The sequence below is a fragment of the Streptomyces sp. C1-1 genome (genome assembly GCF_050214755.1).
Classification (GTDB): domain Bacteria; phylum Actinomycetota; class Actinomycetes; order Streptomycetales; family Streptomycetaceae; genus Streptomyces.
In genome coordinates this window covers 93968-117274 of the sequence record NZ_CP189827.1, presented here as the reverse complement: position 1 = coordinate 117274, position 23307 = coordinate 93968, and the positions used below count along the sequence as shown (strand labels likewise).

The following is a 23307-nucleotide window of genomic DNA, read 5'->3' as shown; positions in this document are numbered from 1 at the left end:
CCAGGCGACCACGACAGGACCTGCCGCCCCGCAGCTCGACGCGTTCGCCTGTCCCCGGGGGCAGTTCCGGCCGGTCGTCAGGGCGCCGGTATGCACCTGCGGACGGCGTGAAGGTCTGTGTCCTGGCGGGCTGGTCGGCGATGAATGCGGCTGTTGCTGTTGTTGGCGGAGAGTCGAGCGTTATTGTGTGTTTTCGCTGCGCTCCGAGATCAGTCGGGTGCGCGGCGGGTTGAGCGAAGATCGACTGCGACAAAGAGGTCGCAGACGGGGGGACCGTGTGAGCGATGAGTCTTCACGGCTGTGGTCGGATGAGCCGACACGCTTGGATCTGCTGTCCTTCGACGCCGTGGCCAAGACCGTGGTCCAGGCCGTGCTCGACGACGCACTCGACCCGGTGACGGTGGGTATCTCGGGTGCCTGGGGAAGCGGCAAGACCACGGTGCTGCGCCTGATCGAGGACGCGCTTGCCCCGCAGCCCCCCGAGACGGACGCGACCGTTCTCGTGATCAGCACGGATCCGTGGCGCTACGACCCCGGCGTCGGCGCCAAGGAGACCCTGATCAGTGAGGTGCTGGCCGCCGTCGCCGCCGAACTCGCCCGAAGAGAAGAACCAGGCCAGACCCCCAGCCGCACCAGGGCACTGCTGAGCAGGCTGAGACAACGGGTCGACTGGGCGAAGGCCCTGCAGGTGGCGGCCAGGACATCGCTGACCCTGCAACTGCCGTCCGCCGACGACCTCACCAGCCTGGTCAACACCGAGCCGGACAACCAGGACAGCGGCGCAACAGAACCACTGTCCCGCGGACTTGAGGAGTTCCGTACCGAGTTCAGCACCCTGATGGAGTCTCCGGAACTCGGCCATCTCAGGCGGGTGGTCGTGCTGGTCGACGACCTCGACCGCTGCCTGCCCGACACGGTCGTGGACACACTGGAGACGATCCGGCTGTTTCTGGCCGTACCGAAGATGGCGTTCGTCGTCGCCGCAGACGAGCACCGGGTGGCCGATGCCTTGCGGGTGCGCTTCCCCGATCCCGGCAACGGACAGCAAGCCGGCCACGAGCGGTACGCCGAGGAGCCCGCCAGCCTCTACCTGCACAAGATCGTGCAGACCACGGTGCCGCTGCCCACCCTGAGCCGCTTCGACACCGAGGCGTTCCTCGTCCTGCTACAACTCTCCCAGCGCCTGTCCGATCAAGACCTCACCCCCTACATCGACGCCTGCGTACGCCTGCGGCGGGAGAAGGGCCTGCTGGACAACCTGGCTGCGGCCGTGAACGGCAACGACATCTCTGCCGAGCTCGCCTTTGCCTCGCGGATGACTCCCATCCTCTACGAGAAGCTGCACGGCAGCCCCCGCCGCATCAAACGGTTCCTCAACGACCTGCGGGTACGGCAGTCCATCGCCGACCATCGCGGCATCGTGCTCGAACCGGAGATCGTCGCCAAGCTCATGGTGCTGGAGAAGCTCCTGCCTGACGCGTTCACCACCGTGCTGGGCTGGCTGGCGCGCGGTGAACTGCGCTCACGCCTGACCAAACTGGAAGCAGCCGCCGGCCGGCCCGCCTACGACCCCACCCCCGATGCCGCCGGGCCCTCGGACGAAGAGCCGGCCTCGGTGTCCGAGGAACAGGAGACCGAGCCGACGGCCTTCGACGACGAACTGATCCGATGGGCCAAACTCCCCCCAGGCCTCGCCACCGTGGACCTGGCCCCGTATCTGTACCTGGCGGCAGCGTTCTCCGGCGAACAGCTCCTCGACACGGGCCTGCCGGGCAGGCTGCGCGACATCGCGGCCAACCTGCTGTCCACGGTGCGTCTTGACCAACGCCGAGTGACCGACGCCGACATCGCCGCACTCGGTGAGGACGACGCCCTGAGCCTGATCGAGTACCTCGCCCGGGCAGGCCGGGACCGCCCGGCCGAGCAGACCGCCGCCGTGCGCGGCGTCGTACGCATCACCACCGCCTACCCGCCCACCACGGAGCGGGCCGCACGGCTCCTGCAGTCCGTCCCGGCCAGTGAACTGGAACCGGCCACCATCCTGACCGTCCCGGCCGCCACCCCAGCCTTCCGCAGCGTCCTGGAACACTGGAACGTCCACGCCCCGGCCGACCCGGACCGGATCAAGCGGGCCCTGGAGATGGCGCTGAGCACAGGAAGCCACTCCTGATGGGCACCAAAGGCTCCTACACCGGAAGCGGCACACCGGCCAGCAAACAACTGCAGCAGAACGTCACGCAGTGGCTTGATGCCCTGGCCGGCTCCGGCCCTGGTGCACCCCCGCAACCCCTCAGTCCGGACCAGCTGCTGCCTGCCCTCGGTCTGTTCAGGCCCTCTGGCGGGCACGCGGACGGTCCCGGCGGCGGAGCGGGCGGGGGAGGCGCCGCCGGCGGAGGAGGCCGTGCCGGGGGAGCACAGCGCACGATCGCCCAGTCCTCCCGCACCGCGGGCCGCGCGGCTGCCGCGGCCTACGCCTACCGCACCGGCAACGTGCAGGCCCTGCAGGAACTCGGCCTCAACTACGCGGAACTCCAGGCCGCAGCCAGCGATCCGATCGACTGGACCCGCCGGATCGTTCAGGCCGCCTGCGGACCGCTGTCCGACGGCACCATCGAGGACCAGGAGCGCCGCTTCGTCGCCAGCGAGGTGGCCCAATGGGTCCTGGAAGCCGGTGCCGACGGCGCACCGCCAAGCCCCGAGGACGTCGTCCGGGAAACCCTGGCCCTGATCATCTTCGAGGCGGTCATCGGGGAGACCGCAGCAGGGATGAACGACGGCACCCGCCCTGCCTGGGCCACCGCCGACGGCGAACGCCAACTGCGCGAGACCGCACGAGTCCTGGCCGAGCGGGCCTCCCTCACGGTCACCGGTCCCAGCACCGCAGAGATCACCCGGGCTGTCGAAGAGGGCATCGACGCGATGCGGTCCATCTGGATGGAGCCCTGATGCCTGCCTACACCCTGCGCCTGGACGCGGACATCTCACCGTCCGAGCCCGACGGCATCACCCCGTTCTGGTGGCCTGCCGGTCCGGGCGGCTCCTTCGTCTCCACCCTCGGACCACGCCTGGGAGCACTCGGTCCCGTCCCCGAACCCAACATCGAACTGGTGCGCCTGGCCGCCCTCGTCTATGCCGCCGACCGCACGACACCCCGCCGTGCCGCCCGCGCAAACTGGACCCAACGCGCCTTCGAACTGGACGTGCCCGTCTACGCCCCGGCCCGCTGGGACGTGCTTCGTGAACGGCTCGAAGCCCTTCTGGGGTTCCTGTCCGGCGATCGGTGGTCGATCCGCTTCCACCGCGCCGACCCCCCGCAGGAAACAGTCCGCGACACCCCGTATCCCGGGGTCCGGCGCGTCGTTCTGCTCAGCGGCGGTGCCGACTCCGCGATCGGTGCTCTGCTCTCCCGCCACGACCTCGGCCCAGACCGGCATCTCCTGCTCTCCCACGTCGGCGCCACCACCCTCGCGCCGATCCAGCGGGACATCGCCGCCTGCATCGCCCGCCTCATCGACGGCCCTCCGCAGTACCACCAGGCGCTGCGGTTCTCCCGCAGAAGCCATCAGCCCACCGGCGCCAAGCTGCGCAACGAGTACTCCACCCGCACCCGCTCGCTGCTCTTCCTCGCCCTGGGCCTGGCCGCCGCAGCAGTGGAGAAGGTACCGCTGTGGATCCCGGAGAACGGCTTCGCCTCCCTCAACGTGCCGCTCACCGCCGACCAGCGCGGCGCCTTGTCCACCCGCACCACCCACCCCTTCTTCCTGCAGACCCTTGCCGCCGTCGCCCGCGATGCCGGAGCTCACGCCGTCATCCACAACCCCTTCGCCACCCGTACCAAAGGCGAGATGTTCACCCAGGCCGCCGAACTGGTCGGCCCCGCCCCGGCCGCCCGGCTGCTCAGCAGCACCCACTCCTGCGCCCACACCGGACACCGCAGCCATCGCATCCCCGTACGGACCCACTGCGGAGTGTGCTTCGGCTGCCTGCTGCGCCGGGCTTCCTTCCGCGCGGCCGCCCTCGACGACTCGACCGACTATCTCCACGCCCGCCACGACGAGAACCTCAACACCTACCTGCACGGCAAGTCAGTCGAACCGTCACTGCGCACCTTCCTTGCCCGCGGCCTGCGCCCGGCCGACATCACCACGCTGAACCTGCCCCCCGACTACCCCACCCGCCAGGCCTACGAGCTGTGCAGGCGGGGCATCGCGGAACTGGAGCTGCTGTACCCATGAGGACGAGCGCACTGCCGCCGCTGGACATGCACGCGCACATCGACACCAGCGTTCCGGCCGACGACCTCGCCGGCTTGGGTGCAGTCGTCTTCGCTGCCACCCGCTCCCTGGCCGAGGCCGCCCAAGCCGTCCAGCGGCATGACGAGCGGATCATCTGGGGAGTCGGGATCCACCCCGGACTCGCCCGCAGCCACACCGGCTTCGACCCTGACACCTTCACCCAACTGATCGACCGCACCCCCCTGGTCAGCGAGATCGGACTCGACGGCAAGAGCCGCATCCCGATGGACCGCCAGCAGGCCACCCTCCGCCGTGTCCTCGCCGTGCTCGCCCACACCCCGCGCATCGCCAGCATCCACAGCTACGCCGCCTGCGCGCAGGTGCTGGACGAACTCGAACGGTCCCCGGCACCCGGCATGGTCCTCCACTGGTGGCTCGGCGAACCCGCTCTGACCGCCCGCGCCGTCGGCCTCGGCTGCTACTTCTCCCTCAACGCCTCCGCCATACGCAACACCACGCTGCTGGAAGCCATCCCCCTCGACCGTGTCCTGACCGAGACTGACCACCCCTTCGGAGACCGCAGCTCCAGACCACCGCTCCCCGGCAACGTCGCCCTAGTGGAGCAGGCACTCGCGCGCCACCACCAGATGAACCCCGAGGACATCCGCCGGATCGTGTGGCGCAACCTGGCCACGCTCGTGCGCGACACTCGATGCGCAGCTCAGCTCAGCCGACGCGTGCGATCCCATCTCGCCTCACTCCCGCTGTGATGAGCGGATCAGCCTGGTGAAGCCTCGTTCCTCCGGCTTGGTCACACGACGAGCCGGAGGAGCGGCGTCATGGGTACGGGCGTCAGCGAGCCGGAGTCGGCGGGTTGCTGCCACCACCGGCGGCGGGCTTGCCGGGCTCTTGGCGAGTATGAGGGGACGGGGCCCGGTCACTGCGTCGTGTCGTTCTCGTCTGCTGTGGGCAGGCCGAGGTAGCGGGCAGCGTCGTACAGGACGTCGCGGGTGATGGCTTCCGTGCGGTCGAGGATGGCAAGCTGGCCGGCCATGCCGACCAGAGGGGTGAGATGTTCCATGAGCCCGTCGGTGATCCGGTAGATGTCCTCTTCGTAGTCCAGGAGGCTGCCGGGCCGGTGATGGCGCAGGCTCAGCCGCCCGTCGAGGGTGGCCACGGTGCTGACCCATTCGTCGGGGTGCTCCTTGCAGCGGGGCGGCAGCCGGTTGACCCACAGGGTGGGCACCGAGCGCGGCCGGATCTGCGCGGTGGCCTCGGTAGGACGCCGCAGGGCGGGGAAGCGAGCTGCGCGGGCTTCCCGGAGGATGTCGCTGGAGCCGATACCGCTCCAGAAGACGGTCAGCTCCAACTCGTCGGCGAGGTAGTCGAAGAAGTCGAAGGTCGGCTGCAGATCCTCGGGCCGCAGCCGGTCGATGCCGTCGACGAGGCAGACCTCGGTGCGGGAATGCCGCATGACGTGGACGGCAGGGCCGGTGAAGTCCTTCATGCGCTGCACGGGCCGCTGCTGGGTGTCGGGGCGGTAGAGGTCCCAGCCGAGGAAGGCGGCCAGGGCCGCGGACCAGTCGGCGGGCGTGCCGGGCTCGGGCGGGGCGTTGATGCAGACGACGGGGATGCGGCTGTCGTCGATGCCGTAGAGCTTTTCGCGGCGGCCCTGGTGACCCAGGCCGATGTGGTGCAGCAGCGTGCGTTTGCCCGTGCCGCGGCAGTCGCTGTCGATGGCGACGTGCGGGCAGGGATGGCGGCGTTCCCCGTTGTGACGCAACAGCCGCCGGGCGGTGAGCGATCCCTTGATGATGTCGGTGGTTTCGACGAGTCCGAGCTGTGCGTGGTAGCGCACGCGGGGGTCGTTCTCGTCGACTCCGTCCTTGCCGGCGGGCGTGGAGTCGTCGGCCGGTGGCGGGATCGGGGGACGGGAGGGCTTGTGCCGCACGCGGGCGCGCCAGCCGTCCAGGGTGGTCGGCGACCTCAGAGGCAGGACCGGGGCCGGGGGTGAAGGGCTGCGCGTGTCGCGTACGGGCGTTTTCACTGTTCGTCTCCTTGCCGACCGCTGCCGGGGCCGTCGCTGGGCAGGCCGCCAGGCGGCGCAGGATGGGTGTTGTTGTCTTCCGGCGTGGCGGGGCCGGGGCCGGGCGGATGCAAGCCGGGCAGGGACGCCAGGAAGTCCTCGAGGGTCTGCTCTGCGCCCCGGACGGGCTCGGGTGTGTCGAAGAGCTCTCCGGCGGGCCGGTCGAGCGTGCGGAACGGGCGGACGGTGTCCGGGTCCAGCGGCGGCATGTCGGCGGCGTAGGGCTTGGCGGGCGCCGGCAGCGAGGGCCGGGACGGGCGGGGTGCCGTAGCCGCGCGGGGGCTCGGTGACGCGTTGCCGGGCGCGGGCCCGGCGGCCAGGTCGCGCAGCAGCTGGGTGGTGGCCCGGGCGATGGCCGCCTCGTTGTGGCGGCTGCCGCCGGCGGCGAGGTGGATGCGCAGGCCTTCGGACCAGGCCTCCTCGGTCCACCGGTCAGTGAGCAGTCGGCGGTGGATGAAGGGCACCTCGATCCACGGGTCGGTGCCCGGTTCGGCCCGGTGGTTGAACAGCCAGGCGACCTCCGGGTTGTCGGGGGAGTAGTGGACCTCCCACCGGCCCTGCTGAGCGGTGATCCCGGAGGACCCGCGGCAGGGGTCCAGTTTTCCCCGGCCGAGGTTGTAGGTGCGGTTGTTGATCTGGAAGCCCTTGCGGCTGACCCGGACCCACACTGCCGGCAGCATTTTGCGGTTCTCCTGCGCGGTCAGCGCGGTGGACCGGTAGCCGCGCAGGGAAATCAGGGCTGCGTACATCTGGTTGGGGGTCAGGCACAGCCCGGGCGTGAAGGGGGAGCGGAGTGCTCCGTGGGGGGTCTGCTGCCAGTGCAGGACCACCCACTGCTCGAACAGCTCCTGGAGTTCGCGGATGGTCCACAGCGGCTGCTTGCGGACACGCTTGCCTCGCAGGTCAAGGCGATGGTGGGTGTAGGAGGCCAGGTACTGGCTAAAGCCGGTCTTCACCGCCCGCATGGCGCGCTCCACGATCGCCTTGTCGGCGGCGGTGCGCAGGCGAGCCTCGCGCACCTCGATGCCCACGGAGTGGCAGGCGCGGGTGAAGTCCGCCGAGATGAACGGCGAGCCGTGGTCGACGACGAGTGTTTCCGGCTTGATGACGGGCCGTGCGGCGGCACCGGCGAATCGGGGGTCGGCGGCCAGAAGGTCCTCGAAGGGCAGGTCGGAGCCTTCCATGAACGTCTCCGGTGCCCAGCCCGGCCGCGCGGGCAGCGGGGCTGTGGTCTGGGCAACGACCTGCATGGTGTCGAAGGAGCGGGTGGCCCGCCCGGCGAGCCACCGTCCGGTCCCGGCTGTGCGGGCGACCCGTTTGGGTACGATCAGCGAGCCGACGATGCTGCGGGTCGCGACACAGATCGCGATCGTGAGTTCCACGGAGATAACCCGTCCGTCGTCCCCGAGGACGAGGACGTCCAGCCCAGTGGTGTCGATTTGCACCAGTTCCCCGGGCCAGCGGGCCCAGGTCGCCCGCCGGGCGCCGGGCCGCGCCGACGAGATCGCGGGCCCGGCCGCATGCCGGGCCGCGGCGTCGTGCGCGTTTTCCGCAGTGATCCCCAGTCGTTCCAGCAGCCGGTAGAACGTCGCCGGACTGTTCACCAGCCCGCGGGCGGTTTCCGGGTCGAGGAGCAGGTGCGCGTAGCGGGCCCGGATCGTCTGCTCCACCCGGTCGATCAGCCGGGACAGCGTTCCCGGTGACAGGCCCCTGGCACGTTCGTCGTCCAGGATCTCCCACACGATGTCGACCACGCGCCCGTCGACGCGTCCATGCGAGGTCGCGGTGCGCAGGTGCCGTTTGTCGACCAAACCCATCAGGCCTTCTTTGCGCCAGGCCGCGCACTTTCGTTCCACGGTGGCCGCGGACACTGGCACTCCGGCCTGGGTGAGCTGCTCGGCCTTGGTCTGGTACCGCTGGCGCAGGGTACGGAGCTTCGGGTCGAAGGCCGGTCTGGGCGGCGTGGTGGCGGGAACGTTCGGGGCCTGCTGGTGCAGTACCTCCATGACATGCCGCTCCCACTTCTCAGCGGCCTTGCGTACGTCGCGGGGCAGGGCATGGAACTCGCCGATGCGGCCGGGCAGCGTACTGCGCGGGGCCGCCCGGTTCAGCACGGCGAAGTCGGGCGCCGAGGTCACTGCCGTCTGCAGGATGATCAGTGGCTCAGCCGGTTCCCCGGGTTCCACCGGCTCCGCGACGTCGAGGAAGAGACGAGGTCCGTGGAAGGCGGTGACCACCCAGGCAGCACCACGGAAGCGGATGGTGTCCCCCAGCGCGATGGTGTCAGCAGCAGCCGCTGCTGCCGCGGTGGCGGCGTGCCGGGGAGCTGCGGTCACGCGACCTCTCCAGCGCAAGCCCATGCCGTCGACGACGGTGTGAGCGGGATGCTCATGTCGGTGTGCAGACGCCGCGCCCAGATCAGGTGATAGGCGAGGTCCAGCCCCAACAACAGGGGCAGAGCGGCGGCGCGCACCCCGGAGCGGATGGTGCGCGGCGAGGTGAACTGCTCGGCCAGCACCTGGTCCTGCCCCACCGTGAGCCACCGTGGACTGCGGGTGGCATAGACGAGTTGGAGATTGTCCAGCTCGGCCCCCTCGGGGGGCACCAACACTCGGACCTGCCAGCCGGCGGCTGACGCCGCCACCGCCAGCACCTCCTGCTCGTACCGCCACTGGTCGGTGAGTTCCTCCGGCTGTACGCAGATCACTTCGCGCTGTCCTGCCCGAGAGACGACGAACGCCGGCCGCATACTGCGACGGCGCCCCTGCCCGCTCCAGCGCAACTCCATCGGCCCCGCGCTGCGCAGTCCCACCGCGGGATCGCGGTCCAGGAGGATGGCGCAGTGCTGCTGACGCAGCGAGCCGCACGCCAGCAACTGGTCGGTGGCCGAGGCCCACGCGTTGGTGACGAACGACTGTCGTCCCGGGTAGGGGATCGGCCGATCCAACGGGCCCAGCTCTTCGAACGGCACCTCGGCGACCCTGGTCACCGCAAGCTCACGCCGACGCCCGAACCGGTCTACATAAAGGACGGCGATATCGCCCGCGCTGACCGGGATCCCCAGCATGTCCGCCCCCTCTTCCGCCGGTGCTGCGGGCCGCAGCCGTGCGGGTCCCCGCTCCAGCATCCGGCAACGGAAAGACGTCCGCAGCGACTTGCGTCTCCATCATCCGATCGGGGAAGCGTGCGGACGTGTGTGCGAATCAAGGGGGGTCTCGCCCGTGCGGGACTTCATACGGCGGTGAACGGATCGCTCCAGTCCCAGGGCAGGCAGCAGCGGTCGAGTGACGCCGGATTCTCGTCGCCCTGATGGATCAGCGCCGTGACCGGCCGCCGCTCACGACGCCGGCCGCTGCCCTCACGGTCCCCTGCGGCCGGTGCGCACTTGTGGTGCCGGCCGAGCCACTCCGCCACCGGCACCTGCCATCTGCCCGGTGGCAGCCCGAGCTCACTAGCCAGTTGGGACAGCTCGGCCACCAGAGCAGCCTCGGCCGCGGCCCAGGGCCCGCCGGGCAGAGCGCCCCGCTGCAACTCGTAGCGCAGCAGCGCCCGGGCCACCTGCAGCACCTCCGGATACACCAGCAGCCATGCCGTCTCGACGTCTTCGGGCTGCAGCCCTGCCCGCGCGGCCCGCTCGGCCCACCGGCGGGTGTGCGGGGCACGGCGCCACCACCATCCGGCCAGAGCAAAGGCGTCCGCGACCAGCACGGCTGCGGTGGGTCCGAAGCGCCGCTCGAGCCTGCCCCGCCTGCGGTGCGCGCCGACGGACTCCGGCAGCCGGGCCAGATCGACGCCTCCCGGGCCGCCCTGGCGCACATGGGTGAACCGGCCGTGCCGCTCGCAGATCCTCCATCTCTCCGGCCAGACCAGCCACACCTCACCCCAGCCCCCGCCCCGCACCGCCGCGCACAACCTGCAGGCCGGCACCAGACAGTGCGCCAACGGCTCCCACGGCCACTCCCACCGCGCCCGCTCGCCTGGCAAAAGATGCGGTGCGCGCAGATGCGGCAGAGCCCACCGCAGCCGGGCGGACGACACACCGAGCATCTGCGCGAGCCGGTCCGCCGCCGCGCCACTCAGGAGCACTTCCGCCAGATGCGGGCGCAGGGCCTGCTGCCCCGGCGGCCCGTCACCCAACTCGGCGAGCAGGAAGCCGACCTCCACCCCCTGCACACCGGCCACCCGCCACAAGAACGAACAGTTCGACTCGTGCGCCACAAAACGAACCGGTTGCCGCGACAGGCTCCCGCCCCACACCGCATCCCCCAACATGTCGCCCGCGCCCGGGCTCAGCGGCCACCCGGCCACAGCACCCCCGCACAGCCCTTGTCGATCCTTGCCGTCCGCCCGGCTGATGGGCCGCGGGCAGCGCCCCGCCGTATGGCTGTCCCGGCCCTGGTGCCCTCGAAGCCCGTGCGGCACTGCGCCCTCTCTACCACGGCGCACCGCTCTTCGACCGGAGGGTTCACCCCCAGGGGTGAGGAGGCCCGTATTGAGCACCCAGTGCCGTACACCCGTCCGCATCCTGCCCTTTGAAGCATCATCAGCTCGAGCGGGGGAGCCATCCTGTGCTGCACGACCTGCCTGCCGAACGCCTGCCCAGCGAACTGTGGACGCGCCAGCGTGCGGCGGCGGACTGCGTGCTCAACGCGTTCGCCATGGGATCCGAACGCCAGCAGGTCATCATGCCGTGCGGCACGGGGAAGACCCACCTCGCCGTCCACATCGCCCACGAAATCACCTCCGGCAGCCGCACCCTGACGGTGATGCCGACCCTGGACCTGCTCAACCAGACAGCCCGCGTCTGGCACACCTCCGGCCGGCCGGGCCACTTCTTCGGCCTGTGCTCCGACAAGCAGACCAGCGAGCCCGTTCTCAGCGGCGTGCTCACCATGACCAACGACCCGGCCTGGCTGGCCGCCGCCGTGCGCGACGCAGACGGGCCCGTCAGCGTCTTCGCCACCTACGCCTCGCTGCCCAAACTCGTTGAGGCCCACCAGCGCCATCTGCTGCCGCGCTGGGACATCGCTGTCGTCGACGAAGCCCACCGAACCGCCGGCGCCCGCGCCAAGCCGTGGGCCGTCATCCACGACGACGACGCCATTCCCGCCCGCCACCGGCTCTACCTCACCGCCACACCCCGTATCTGGGACGTCAACCGCGGCATCACCACCGAGCCGATCGCCTCCATGGACGACGTCGACCTCTTCGGCCGCATCGCCTACCGCTACTCACTGGCCGAAGCCATCCACGAAGGACGGCTCGCCGACTACCGCATCGCCGCCCCCGAAATCCACAACGCGCAGCTGCACGCCTTCCTGGCCGGGCGCACACGCAAGGGGGCCCGCCGCACCCCCCAGGCCGACGCCATGCGCGTGGCGGCGGCCCAGCTGGCCCTGCTCAAAGCACGCGAAGATCACGCGATTCGCCGCGCGGTCGTCTTCAGCCGCAGCATCATCCAAAGCGAGGCCTTCGCCGAAACCTTGCCCGAAACCGCCGCCGCCATCCCCGGCGGCCACGCCGAGGACCTGTGGGTCACCAGCGTCCACTCCCGCAACCGCCGCCGTGAGCGGCAAGAGCGCCTGGCACGATTCGCACAGCCCCCACTAGACAAGCGCGCCGGCCGGCTGGCGGAGCTGAGCGTGCTGTGCAACGTCCGCCTGTGCGTCGAAGGCGTCGACTTTCCGCTGGCCGACTCCGTGCTCTTCGCCGACCCCAAGCAGAGCACCATCGACATCGTCCAGGCGATCGGCCGCGCGCTGCGCATCGGCCCCAGCATGAACAAGGTCTCCACCCTGGTCATCCCCGTATTCTTCGGGCCCGGGCAACGCGCCGAGGAAGCGGCGTTCGGCACCCCGTACCACCTGCTGCACCAGGTCATGATCGCGCTCAAGGCGTACGACGAACACTACTTCTACCGTCTCCCGGTCAACGGGCCCCGACTGCTGCTGCCCACACCGGCTTCCGCCATCCGGCCCGCACGCGCCCCGGAGATCGCCCCGCACCTGATGCTGCGGATCATGGAACCGGAGCCCGATGTCTGGGAGACCGGGATGGCCTGCGCGCAAGCCTTCTTCGACACCCACGGACACCTGAGCGTCCCCAGCAACCACATCACCCCCGACGGCTTCCACCTCGGCTGCTGGCTCGGCTACCAGCGCGCCCTCAAGGCCGCCGGCAACCTCTCCGCAGCCCGCGCCGCCGCGCTGGCCACCTGCAACATGCCCTGGGCGCACCCCAAGAACAGCACGGAGACCTTCCTGGAACTCGCCCAGGCCTACGCCCGCGAGCACGGCCACCTGCTCCCGGCACCGACACAGACCTACCGGGGCCGTCCCCTGGGCCAGTGGCTCGCCGAACAGCGCCGCCAGGCAGCCGACGGCACCCTGCCCGCCCCCTACCAGCGCGCCCTGAAAGACATCGACCCCTGGTGGAACCCCGCCTGGCCCGAAGAGTGGCAGCGCATGTGCGCCCGCGCCCGCACTCACGGCAAGACCCTGGCCATCCCCACGGGCACGCTGCCGGCCGACGCCGACGCCCTCACCCGCTGGCTGGACGAACAATTCGACACCTTCCCCGCCCTCGCCGAGGGCCAGCAGGCGCAACTGGCCGCGCTGCCCCTGCAGCACGACCCCCTGGCTCTCGCACTGCGGCGCCCCCTCGCCAGCCAGGCCGCCCATCACGCCCGCGGCCTGCGCGCCGCCCGGCGCTTCTACCGCGCCCACCAACACCTGCGCGTTCCCGTCGCCTACCTCGACGACCACACCAACCCGTGCTTCCCACTGGGCAAGTGGATCGCCGACCTGCACGTCCTCGCCAACGCGCGCCTCCTCAGCCGCGAAGAGATCGACTCCGTCGAAGCCCTGGCCATGGAATGGGCCCCAAGGCCCCAGCATGGGCGCACCCCGGCCACGCTCCCTGTCACATCAGCGGACACCACCGACAAGCACCCGCCTGCCCAGTGGCCGCAGCCGACACCCGGTATCGCCGACTCGCATGAACACGGTCAGGATTTCTGGGTCGCGGGCCGCGAACCGTCACCCCCCATGCTGCCCGACGTCATCCTCAACGGCGGCCGACGCATGCTGCTCAGCATGCCGGCCGGGGCAGGCAAGACCATGACGGTAGCGACAGCGGTCCATGAAGCCGCGAGCCGCGCGTGCCTGGTACTCGGGCCGGACCGGACCTACCTCCACCACGTGGTCAAGACCTGGCGCATGGTCAGCCGGGGGCCCCTCGTGGGCATCAACATCCGGCCCACCAACAGCGGCAAGGCGGGCGAGAAGCTGACCACCGCAGACCAACTGGCCGACTGGGTGGCACAACAGCCTCCGGGAGCCCTCGTGGTGGCCCGCTACAGCGATGCCGGGCTCATCGCCGAAAGCCACCGCGACCACCACCTGCCGCCCTGGGAACATCTCGTCGTCGAGGAAGCCCACCGCACTGTTGACGGCATCACCAGCTCGGACCATCCGCACGCTGTGATCCACTACGACGACGGCATCCTCGCGTACAAGCGTGTTTATCTGACGGCCACACCCCGCATCCCCAGCGAGCTGCCCGGCCCCGGCGACAGCCGAACCGAGACCGCCTGGGCCGTGGACATGCCTTCCCAGCCGATCTTCGGCACCCACCACCCGAGCGTGGACCGCGCAGAACTGGTGGACAAAGGACTGCTCAGCCCATACCAGCTGATGCGGATCCGAGTGCCCGAACTGCCCAGATTCCCCATCTGGCGGCCCCAGGCCCTCGGCGCAGCCCACCTCATCGAACAGCACCGCCTGCGCCGCGTGGTGGTTGTACTCCGGGACCGGAAGCAGGCCGAAGCCTTCGCCTGCCAACTCGCCGTCCGCATGCTCGACGCGGAGATCATCATCCCCGGGCAGGGAGCCGTGCGCTACCCGCACAACCAGCCGGTGATCCGCTGCCAGCGCGCGACCGACCCCACGCCTCCCGACCTCGACGCCCTCGTGCTCCCCTCCAGCGCCTACACCACGCTGGAACTGGTCGACGCCCTCTCGCCCCTGCTGGGCCAGCACTCCGAACGTGCCGCGCAGACAGCGATCATCGTCCCTGAACCCTATGACCCCGACGTCGACGCACCCCCCACCGCGCCCCCTGCCGTCCTGCGCCGCATCGCAGCGGCACTCTGGGCACACGACCCCGCCGGCCCCCGGTGACACCCGCCTTGCGGCCGGGCCGACGGGGAAGCAGCCACCGCTGCTGTACCCCGTTACTGTGCCGGGGCGGACGAAGACGTCAGAGGGAAGAATCCGAAGCGCTGGCCGTGGGCCTCGCGGCTGAACATGTAGACCTGCCCTTGATCGAGGACGTCGGAGGGCGGGTCGGTGTTCTCCACGACGACGGCCTGGCCGTGGAAGGCGTTGAGCAGGTGCCGGTAGAAGTGCTGGGGCACGTTCTGGCGCAGGTCCGCCTCCCGCACCCCGGGTTCCCGGAAGGTGACCAGGGGGGAGTCCAGCACGATGAACCCGGGATGGCTGCGCCGTTGCTCCAGGCAGTAGTCGGCCAGGGCGGTGGTGAACGCGGCGTGCAGGACGGCGCGCATGCCCTTGCCGTGGCCGGAGCGGGACCGGTCGCCCACGTACAGCTCCGCCGTGTACTGGTCGTAGGTCACCTCTTCCTCCCGCCGTACCCGCCAGGCATCCAGCGTCCGCTCGATGGTGCGATCGAAGCCGGTCAGCGTGGCGGGCGGGATGCCACGGCTGGGCTGCCCGCCCGGCTGGGCCTCTTCGGAGACCAGTTGTGCTCTGACGTCTTCCAGCTCCTCGATCCGTGCGTGCAGGCCGAGTTCGTTCTCCAGGCGGGAGCGGGTGGCCATCACCTCGGCCACCTGGTCCTGCAGGGGGGTGAGTTCCTCGCGTTCGATGCGGGTGATCTCGGCGTCCGCCTGCTCGGCCAAGGCGGCCTGTACGGCCTGGTCCTCGGCCACGTACGCGCGCTGCGAGCGCAGGTCCTCGATGGTGACCAGCAGGTCGGCCAGGAGCGTGCGGGTCTTAGTGCTTTCCGCGGTGACGGCCTGGTGCAAGGCGGTAGTTTCCATGGCGTCGTGGCCGGCTTGCTGGTGGTGGGGCTCTGCGCCGCAGAACACGCACGGGCCGCTGCGGAAGTAGCCGAGCAGGCTGCCGGCCTCGCTGACCATGCCCAGGCGGGCCAGGTCGGACTCGTACTGCGTGCGCAGCAGCTCGAACCGGCCCAGCAGGTCATCGGTCTCTGCCAGGCGCTGGGCGTAGTGGGCCAGCGCCACGGACAGGGTCGCGCGGTCGGAGGCCGCCTGAGCGTGGCGGCGGGTGACGTCCCGCAGCGACTCGGCGCGGTTTTCTTGATGTTCGAGCAGCCGCCGCAGCTGTTGCTGCAGCTGGCTCTGGTTGGCCTCGCGTGAGGCCAGTTGGCGTTGCAGTCCGAGGATCAGATCGTCCAGCAGGCTGATCTTGCCTTTGTGGACGCGGCGCTGTGCCTGGTTGAGGCGGCTGGGCGAGGGCTGCTCGCCCGCCCCGGTGAGCAGGAGCTTGAGGGACGACTTGTGCGCGGTCTGGCCGCTGGTGCCCGAGGTGCGCAGGACGGGGGAGACCTTCGAGACCATGCGGGTCTCGCTGATCAGGCACAGGTGCAGCAGGTCCCGGAAGCCGGCGAGTTTGGTGCCCCCGGAGTCATTGGTGGCCAGTAGCGAGCCGTCGAGCCCGATGCGCTCCATCAGGTAACGGGAGAGGTTCTTGGTGGTGCGGGGGCTGTGCTGGGCCGAGAGCACCAGGTCCGGCGACCGGTAGACGAGGTCGCGGATATCGTCCTCGAAGACGCTGACCCGCCCGGACTGGGGCGCCCGCATCAGGGTGATGACCGATGCGTCGGGCAAGGCGATGCCCAGCAGGATCTGCGAGTAGCCCTCGGCCTCGGGGATGAGGTTCAGCTTGCGGGCGCCGAGCATGTAGTCGATCGACTCGGTGACGAAGGACTTGCCGGTGTCCGAGGCGCCGTAGACGATCGTCAGGCGGGGATCGAAGTCCACGCGGGCCGTCTCGCGACCCATGCCGGCGTAGGTCAGATGCAGCAGGCGCAGCTCAGTCATCGTCGCCTCCCCGGCGCGGGAGACGGCTCTCGAACGTCTCCATCCACCGCTGGGTGATGTCGTCCGTGGCGGCGCGGCTGTCGGCCGGGGCGCCGTAATGGAAGGCCAGCGCCCACTGCGCCCGCTCCCGCAGGGCTGCGACATACGGGGCCTCGAGCAGGTCGAGGAAGCCCGGGCCTTCCTCGCTCGCCCGGTACATCAGCCCGCCGTCGTCCGCCTGCACGTCGGCCAGGCCCGCGCGCATCAGCACCACCAGTCCCTGCTCGAGCAGCTGGCGCTTCATGGCCAGTTCGCCCGGGCCGGCCGGCAGTGACGGGTGCACGCTGGGCGGCCCGTCCATCTCGCCGCTGTGCAGCATCGCGTAATCCAGATACACCAGTTGAGCCAGGTCCAGGGGCCGGGGAAAGGAGGCGGCGAGCAGCACCAGAGCGCGCACACCGACCTCCAGCGGGCTGTTGAGCGCTCTCACGTCTCCTCCTCGACCCAGGTCAGCCGGTCGTCGTTGGCGAGCTGGTGACAGATGCCCATACGGTCAATGGTCTCCACCACGTGGACCAGGACGTTCGTTCCCAGCGGCATGTCGCGTGCCGCGTCCTGCACCGCGTTGAGCCGGTCGAATCCGGTGGCGAAGTCCCGCCAGGTCACATTGACGACACCGTCGTAGACGTTCTTCTGCAGCGACTCGAAGGTGCCCTCCGGCACGCTGTCGCGGGCGAACACCCGCAGTTGCTCGGCGCAGTAGAAGGCTTCCCGCTGGTGCTGCAGGTGGGGGCCCGCCTTGGAATGCGCGCGAACCTGCCCCATCGCTGCGGGGTCACAGCCCCATTTCTCCTGGTAGACGTCCAGGAGCTTTTGGATATACCGGGTCTCCACCGGTGTGTGTTCCGGCGGGGGAGCCTGACGGGCTTCGCGGTCCGGCAGCCGCGTGCCGAATCTGCGCACGTGATACGGCGTGGTGGCGTGCTGTTCGAGGATCCGGTCGAGATTGGCCGCCTCGAAGCGGGCGAAGTCCGTCTCCCGGGCCAGCTCCAGCGCCGCGCCGAGCGGATCTGCGCCGTACTCCGCGGTCAGCCGGTCGGTGCCCTTGGCGGCCCAGTCGAGGAACGTCTCCTTCAGCTCCGCGGGTTTGGCCAGCAGCTGTGTGAGGGAGGCGCCGATCCTGGGTGCCACGAAGACGTAGCGCTCGGGCAGCGTGCGGTACTTGCCGTCGGCTACCACCGCGATGATCTTCAGTATCTCGACATAGGCAATGGCCGGGGTGAGCGCCTTCCCGTAGTGCTTGCACTGATAGCAGTGCCACCGGTCGTCCGTCCGGTGCGCCGTGAGGAACGCGGCGACATCGGCGCCGCCGTCGTGGGCGCCGCCCAGCTGCATCACGTCCACGTATCCCTCCTCCCTCAGCGCCAGCAGCCATTCGTAGACGAACTCCTCGAACTGAGTCGGCGAGTGATGCGCAAGGATCTGCTTGGGCGTCATCGCGGGGCCTGTCGCCATCATGGGGGACAGCACTGTCACTGGGACCTGCGACGGCTTGGGGACCTCGGAGAACAGCGGCTCGGCGGAGCCGTCGGGTGAACTCATGCATCCCCCGTCGCATGATCATGATCGTTGCCCAGAGCACGTTCTTACCATCGCCCACCGCGCCCCGAAAGTGTGCATTCCGCCATTCAGGACCCATGTGGCCGAGGTGCAGGCAATGGCTGGCGCCTCGGGGTGAGGGGGTCGACTGCGAAACCCTCGCATGGCGTTCGGTGGCCGTGCTGCTGCGCGCGACGGGCGGCCGACTCGGCGGCCATCTGCGCGGCGGACGACGCCGCCGTAAGCCTTCCGTCGCCGGGTGGATCCTCAGCCAGCCTGTCACACCGACGGCTCCCCGGCGGCTGTGCGACGGAAGGCGCTGGTTGATCTGGGCACGCCGCATGACGTGCGCGCGTGACGCTGGCCTTTCCTCGGTTCGCGGCCGCGGAGTGAAGCAGTGCGGGACGGCCGCGGCGACGCCGTGCACTGGCGCCGGAGTGGGCGGGCGGGCACGCCTGCTGTGTCAGGTCCTGGCGCAGAGGCAGTACGCGGGGCTGGAACTGCTTGTTCCGGTTGAGGGACGCCTTTCCGCTCATACCGTGAGGCGCTCATGGGCGGCTTCCCTGTCTGTGATGCCGCTATCGCAGGCGACCGGGTCCGGGCCGGGCCGGGTCGCGAGGTGTTGCGGGCGGCTGGGGCGGAGGCAGGTGCCAGGCCACCTCGTCGGTCTCCCGGTGGTGGTGCCAGGCCGTCAGGATGCGGGCGGCCACCAGCCGGTCGAGGAGTTCCTCGGTCTGGTGGCAGGAGTGCCCGCACAGTCGGGCCAGGATCTCCAGGTCGGCGCTGTGGCGGGCGAGCGCAGAGGTGTGCGCAGCCAGTACCAGCGTGGTCAGCTGCAGGGCGGAGGGGGCGGTGGGCGGCAGTGCCAGGGGAATCGGGTGCGTCGCCCAGTGGGCGGCTCGGTGGCGTGCGCTGCGGCCGGGTGCCTGGTCCAGGACCGCGGGATCGAGCAGACGCACCGTCAGGTGCGCCGGCCTGGGGGCAGGCAACTCCAGCCAGCCGGCGTGGGCCAGTTCCTCCCACAGCTCCCGGCGTCCATGCAGACGCATGCCGCGCAGCAGTCCCGCCGGCAGCCGGACGTGTCCCCGGCTGTCGGCACGCAGCGCGCACTGCAGGGCCAGGAGGCGGGCCGCGGGAGAGGCGAACTGGGGAAGCGCCGTTGCGAGGTAGGTGAGCATCTCCCGTACCCGCAGTTGCTCATGGAAAGTGGAGGGCGAGGCGGGCGCGGGGGCGGGGGCCGAGGTGCGTTGCGCGGCGTGGGGCCGGTGCGGGCCGAGCAGGGTGTCCGGTACGACGGCGGTGTTGCTCGTCGCTGCGGCGCAGGCCGCACACGTGTCGGCCAGCCGCCAGGCGCGGCCACCCCGGTCGCGGGTCAGAGCGAGCAGCACCGGCCCTGCACAGCCACGGTGCCGCGGATGCCAGCAGCACCCCTGCGCCCGGCACTGACAGGTGCGCAGATGTCCGGGCAGTACGTCGGTTCGGGCGTGGCAGGCCAGATGCGCCAGGACGGCAGACCGTGCGGAGGAGGCCTGGAGGGGAGGGGTGTGGGCGGTGCAGTGGACGCAGACGAGGCTCGGCCCGCCCGCCCGTGGGCGCAGTTCCACCGTCCAGATACGCCGCACCGTGGTGTGCGCGCCGGCCAGCCTCATCGGCCTGTCGCCCTCCTGTCTGTCGGTGCGCGGGCGTCCCAGCCACAGGCGTCTGGGACGCCCGCACGGTAGTGCAGATTTCTGCACCGCGAATGTCACTCCCCCTCCGGCAGATAGTGCAGAAGTCTGCACTGACAGGGCAGGGTCCTGCACCGTCGGATGGTGGGGTGACGATCTTGCCGCCCGATCCCGACCTCACCGCGCTGCGTGTCGAACTCGCGCGCCTGCGGGGCGAGCGCGGCTGGACCTTCGACGAACTCGCCGACCGGAGTGGTCTGGCCCGCCGCACCCTGATCGACCTGGAGCACGGCCGTACCACCGGCAGCGTCACCACCTGGCACGCTCTCGCCCACGCCTTCGATGTCCCCATCGAGCACCTGATGGGCACCCTCTGTGACGACCACACCCCGCCCGGGGCGAAGGACTCCTGACCCCGCCGAGCCCCCGTTCGTGAATCACCCGAACCGGCGAGCAGGCACCGAACGGTCACGCGGAAACTCGCATGCGCGTTCGCCCTGGATGGGCTGCCCGGGGGACACGTCCCCGCCGTTCCCGTCACGTCGGCGCGCCGCCTGGCACGGTCCGGGCCATGTGCCCCAACACCGCTTCCACCGGCCGCCACTGGGACGGCAGCCCCCGCGCCACCCGCGCCCATCGCCCGCTGCGGGTGGCCGACACCAGCCCCAGCCGCCTGCTGCGCTGCGGGCAGAGCGCCCGCTGCCGCCTGTGCGGCAACCGCATCGACGTCTACACGCGCAGCGACCAGCGGCCCATTGCCCTGCACCCCGACGAACTGGCCACCGCTCAGATCCCTGAACCCTGTCGCTGGCACCTGAGCTGCGGCATCGCCCACCCGCACGGAGACGGCAGCGCCTGGTGCCGCCTCCCGCACACCGTCCTGTGCCCCGGCCGCACCACACCGGCAACCGCCCAGCTGAGCCCGCGCCTCGAAGCGGTACGCCGCCAACTCGCCGTCCGCTCCCGCCGCCTGATCGACACCGGCGCATTCACCCCGCCGGCCCCGTCCGCCCCCGCCTGCCAGGAGCAGGTTTCCGACATCCGCCGCCCCGCCCGGCCCGCCCGGCCCGTCGTGCAACTGCTGCTGGGCCGCTACCTCGCCGACCTGCCACTCGAGGAGATCCGGTGCGTGGCCCAGACCCGCCAGCGCCACCGCTGCTCCCAGCACCTGCTCACCTCCCACACCCCCGCAGGCCGCTGGATCCTGCTGCCCGCCGGCCCGCAACGCGGCCAACTGGCCCTGCCCACAGTGCTGATGGCCGTCTACGACCTCAGCCGCCTGCCCTACCCCGAACAACTGCGCTGGCGCAGCCAGCGCTGCCCCGTCCACGCCGCGGCCCCCGGTGCTGCCGACCTCGCCCTGACCGGATGGCAGGTCTTCGATCCCCTCCGGCACGCCGAGCACATCCACACCCGCCTCCCGCACGCCTCGGCCAGCCGCCCGCGAGAGGCATGACGATGCCCCACCACGCCCTGGAGATCACCCTCACCCGGCCCCTCACCCCGGCCGAACTCCACACCGCCGCCCGCGTGCTGCCGCTCGCGGCCAACAACGACGCCACCCGCCTGATGGCCCTCGTGCACGCCAAATCCCCCGGCCGGGCCGCCCGCCGCCTGCGCCACCGGCTCGGCGAACGGCTGCCCGTCGATGTGATTACCACGCACTACCCGGACACGGCCCGGCGGGTCCTGCTCAACGTCGCCTTTCCGCCCGCCGTCCATGCCGCCATCCGTCACGCCGCCGGACAGGCGGGACAGTCTCCGGGGCTGTTCCTGAACCGGTCCCTGGAGCGTGCCCTGGCCCGGCACGCCAGCGAGGAGGCCGACCGCCTCGACCGGGCCGTGGGCGAACTCCTGGCCCACACCACCTCCGCTCACCTGCTGACGGCCCTCGGACGTGCCCTCAGCCGCTATCCCGGAGCCGCGCAGCCGTGAAAGCGACCGACGAACAGATTGCCGCAGCCGACGCCTTCCACACAGGCGACCACGTGTCCCTGCAGGCCGGTGCCGGGACCGGCAAGACCACCACCCTGGCCCTGCTCGCCCACACCACCACACGCCGGGGCCGCTACCTCGCCTACAACCGGGCCATCGCCCAGGACGCGGCGAGTCGCTTCCCGAAAAACGTCTGGTGCAAGACCGCCCACGCCCTGGCCTACGCCGCCGTCGGCCACCGCTACACGGCCCGCCTGAACGCACCCCGCCGCCCGGCCTGGCAGACCGGGCAGGCCCTCGGCATCACCAAAGCCATCCGCATCGGCGAACGCGACCTCTCCCCAAAGGCCCTCTCCTACGCGACCCTGCGCACCGTGGCCCGCTTCTGCCACACCGCCGACGACGCTATCGCCTGCCACCACGTCCCGCAGCTGCGCGGCCTGGAAGACCGCGGCCTGCGCAACGAACTTGCCGCCCATATCGTGCCGTTCGCCCAGAAGGCCTGGGTCGACCTGCAGCACCCGGACGACGGAGCGGTCCGCTTCGACCACGACCACTACCTCAAAATCTGGGCCCTCACAAGACCGACGATCGATACCGACTTCCTCCTGCTGGACGAGGCCCAGGACACCAACCCCGTCGTCGAACAGGTCTTCCTCGCCCAGCGCAGCCACGCCCAGCTGGTCATGGTGGGCGACTCCGCCCAGGCTATCTACCACTGGCGCGGAGCCAGGGACGTCATGACGGGCTTCGACGGCACCCGGCTGGCCCTGTCCCAGTCCTTCCGCTTCGGCCCGCTCCTCGCCGACGAGGCCAACCGCTGGCTGGCCATCGCCGAGGCCCCGATCCGGCTGACCGGCACCCCCGCGGTACCCACCGAACTCGGCCCCGTCGCCCAGCCCGACGCGGTGCTGTGCCGCACCAACGTCGGCGCCATGGCCCAGGCCATGGAACTGATGGCCGCCGGACACCGTGTCGGGCTGGTCGGGGGAGGAGACAGCCTGCGCGCTCTGGCTCTGGCCGCCCGGGACCTGAAGGAAGGGCGCCGCACCACCCACCCCGAACTGGTCCTGTTCCCCTCCTGGGGCGAACTGCAGGACTATGCCGCCCACGATCCGGCCGGGCGCGACCTGCGGCCCTTCGTCGACCTGGTCGACACCCACGGTACGGACGCCATCCTGGCTGCCGTTGCCCAACTCGCCCCCGAACATCAGGCCGAGGTGACGGTTTCGACCGCCCACAAGGCCAAGGGCCGCGAATGGGCCCATGTGAAGATCGCCGACGACTTCACCCCGCCCAAGGACAGCGATCAGCACGACGGCATCGGCCGCCCGGTACCCGGCCCCATCGACGACAGCGAGGCCCGCCTCGCCTACGTCGCCGTCACCCGCGCCCGCCACCGACTCGACATCGGCGGCCTGTCCTGGATCCACGACCATCCCGACGGATCGCCCGGCGCGCCCGTGCATATCGAGCAGCATGCTCACCCCACCCCGGCAGTGGAGCGAGCACCAGCCGCTTCTGCCGCATCCCGGGCCCAGCCCTGGGCCGAGAGTGGATGACCAACGCCGGACAGTGCGCCGCACGCCCTGCCTGCGGCCTACTTACCTGCCCGGCCGCTCACCTGAGACGACTCTTTGTCTGCGGCACCCCAGGGGCTGAGCATCAGGGGGCAGGGGAGAGGCTGAACGAAACGCCGGCCAGTCCCTGCCGGGCTCGGGT

At 70.7% G+C, this 23307-nt stretch carries 17 protein-coding genes; 9 read left to right on the top strand and 8 right to left on the bottom strand.

The genetic code is table 11. The features are described from left to right. The first annotated feature begins 322 nt into the window (after nucleotides 1-322). Genes ACQF4J_RS46865 through ACQF4J_RS46850 form a run of 4 tightly spaced genes read left to right on the top strand, consistent with a single transcriptional unit; the run spans nucleotide 323 to nucleotide 5005 of the window. Nucleotides 323-2170, top strand: coding sequence for a KAP family P-loop NTPase fold protein (locus tag ACQF4J_RS46865; RefSeq protein WP_217367972.1), 1848 nt, complete (start codon nucleotides 323-325; stop codon nucleotides 2168-2170). Further along, nucleotides 2170-2946 carry a hypothetical protein gene (locus tag ACQF4J_RS46860; protein ID WP_120049520.1) on the top strand — a complete coding sequence of 259 codons (777 nt, stop codon included), beginning with the start codon at nucleotides 2170-2172 and terminating at the stop codon, nucleotides 2944-2946. Before ACQF4J_RS46865 ends, ACQF4J_RS46860 begins: the two co-directional genes overlap by 1 nt. After that, the gene (locus ACQF4J_RS46855; RefSeq protein WP_120049519.1) at nucleotides 2946-4235 is read left to right on the top strand and encodes a 7-cyano-7-deazaguanine synthase; all 1290 of its coding nucleotides are present in this window, start codon (nucleotides 2946-2948) and stop codon (nucleotides 4233-4235) included. Before ACQF4J_RS46860 ends, ACQF4J_RS46855 begins: the two co-directional genes overlap by 1 nt. Continuing rightward, the gene (locus ACQF4J_RS46850; RefSeq protein ID WP_120049518.1) at nucleotides 4232-5005 is read left to right on the top strand and encodes a TatD family hydrolase; all 774 of its coding nucleotides are present in this window, start codon (nucleotides 4232-4234) and stop codon (nucleotides 5003-5005) included. Before ACQF4J_RS46855 ends, ACQF4J_RS46850 begins: the two co-directional genes overlap by 4 nt. Nucleotides 5006-5172: 167 nt before the next feature. Here ACQF4J_RS46850 and ACQF4J_RS46845 read toward each other — a convergent pair whose 3' ends face one another. The 4 genes from ACQF4J_RS46845 to ACQF4J_RS46830 all read right to left on the bottom strand — a co-directional run bounded on the left by ACQF4J_RS46845 (nucleotide 5173) and on the right by ACQF4J_RS46830 (nucleotide 10503). Further along, nucleotides 5173-6282, bottom strand: coding sequence for an ATP-binding protein (locus tag ACQF4J_RS46845; RefSeq protein WP_120049517.1), 1110 nt, complete (start codon nucleotides 6280-6282; stop codon nucleotides 5173-5175). Beyond that, nucleotides 6279-8657, bottom strand: a complete 2379-nt coding sequence (locus ACQF4J_RS46840; protein ID WP_120049516.1) for a DDE-type integrase/transposase/recombinase — start codon at nucleotides 8655-8657, stop codon at nucleotides 6279-6281. The genes ACQF4J_RS46845 and ACQF4J_RS46840 overlap by 4 nt, the downstream gene beginning before the upstream one ends. Then, nucleotides 8654-9388: a hypothetical protein gene (locus ACQF4J_RS46835; RefSeq protein WP_120049515.1), complete on the bottom strand. Its 735-nt coding sequence runs from the start codon at nucleotides 9386-9388 to the stop codon at nucleotides 8654-8656. The genes ACQF4J_RS46840 and ACQF4J_RS46835 overlap by 4 nt, the downstream gene beginning before the upstream one ends. Nucleotides 9389-9552: 164 nt before the next feature. Further along, on the bottom strand, nucleotides 9553-10503 hold the full coding sequence (locus tag ACQF4J_RS46830) for a hypothetical protein (protein ID WP_162951931.1): 951 nt from the start codon (nucleotides 10501-10503) through the stop codon (nucleotides 9553-9555). 386 nt (nucleotides 10504-10889) lie between these two features. Between ACQF4J_RS46830 and ACQF4J_RS46825 the strand changes: the two genes are divergently transcribed. Next, nucleotides 10890-14501 (top strand): DEAD/DEAH box helicase, encoded by a 3612-nt coding sequence (locus tag ACQF4J_RS46825; RefSeq protein ID WP_120049513.1) that lies wholly within the window; start codon nucleotides 10890-10892, stop codon nucleotides 14499-14501. 53 nt (nucleotides 14502-14554) lie between these two features. Here ACQF4J_RS46825 and ACQF4J_RS46820 read toward each other — a convergent pair whose 3' ends face one another. From ACQF4J_RS46820 to ACQF4J_RS46805, 4 genes are all read right to left on the bottom strand, one after another. Beyond that, nucleotides 14555-16405, bottom strand: a complete 1851-nt coding sequence (locus ACQF4J_RS46820) for a hypothetical protein (protein ID WP_120049512.1) — start codon at nucleotides 16403-16405, stop codon at nucleotides 14555-14557. Beyond that, nucleotides 16398-16874 (bottom strand): ABC-three component system middle component 2, encoded by a 477-nt coding sequence (locus tag ACQF4J_RS46815; RefSeq protein ID WP_120049511.1) that lies wholly within the window; start codon nucleotides 16872-16874, stop codon nucleotides 16398-16400. Before ACQF4J_RS46815 ends, ACQF4J_RS46820 begins: the two co-directional genes overlap by 8 nt. Then, entirely contained in the window at nucleotides 16871-17986 is a 1116-nt protein-coding gene (locus tag ACQF4J_RS46810; protein ID WP_120049510.1) for an ABC-three component system protein, read from the bottom strand. The genes ACQF4J_RS46815 and ACQF4J_RS46810 overlap by 4 nt, the downstream gene beginning before the upstream one ends. Nucleotides 17987-18561: 575 nt before the next feature. Beyond that, nucleotides 18562-19632 carry a hypothetical protein gene (locus ACQF4J_RS46805; protein WP_246090766.1) on the bottom strand — a complete coding sequence of 357 codons (1071 nt, stop codon included), beginning with the start codon at nucleotides 19630-19632 and terminating at the stop codon, nucleotides 18562-18564. A 167-nt stretch (nucleotides 19633-19799) separates the two neighbouring features. Between ACQF4J_RS46805 and ACQF4J_RS46800 the strand changes: the two genes are divergently transcribed. The 4 genes from ACQF4J_RS46800 to ACQF4J_RS46785 all read left to right on the top strand — a co-directional run bounded on the left by ACQF4J_RS46800 (nucleotide 19800) and on the right by ACQF4J_RS46785 (nucleotide 23147). Continuing rightward, nucleotides 19800-20063, top strand: coding sequence for a helix-turn-helix transcriptional regulator (locus ACQF4J_RS46800; RefSeq protein WP_093457786.1), 264 nt, complete (start codon nucleotides 19800-19802; stop codon nucleotides 20061-20063). Between the two features lie 158 nt (nucleotides 20064-20221). After that, a complete protein-coding gene (locus ACQF4J_RS46795; protein WP_427168757.1) occupies nucleotides 20222-21106 on the top strand; it encodes a DUF6083 domain-containing protein in 885 nt (294 codons plus the stop codon). Then, the gene (locus ACQF4J_RS46790) at nucleotides 21103-21585 is read left to right on the top strand and encodes a hypothetical protein (RefSeq protein WP_427168756.1); all 483 of its coding nucleotides are present in this window, start codon (nucleotides 21103-21105) and stop codon (nucleotides 21583-21585) included. Before ACQF4J_RS46795 ends, ACQF4J_RS46790 begins: the two co-directional genes overlap by 4 nt. After that, nucleotides 21582-23147: a UvrD-helicase domain-containing protein gene (locus ACQF4J_RS46785; protein WP_427168754.1), complete on the top strand. Its 1566-nt coding sequence runs from the start codon at nucleotides 21582-21584 to the stop codon at nucleotides 23145-23147. The genes ACQF4J_RS46790 and ACQF4J_RS46785 overlap by 4 nt, the downstream gene beginning before the upstream one ends. Nucleotides 23148-23307: the final 160 nt, after the last annotated feature.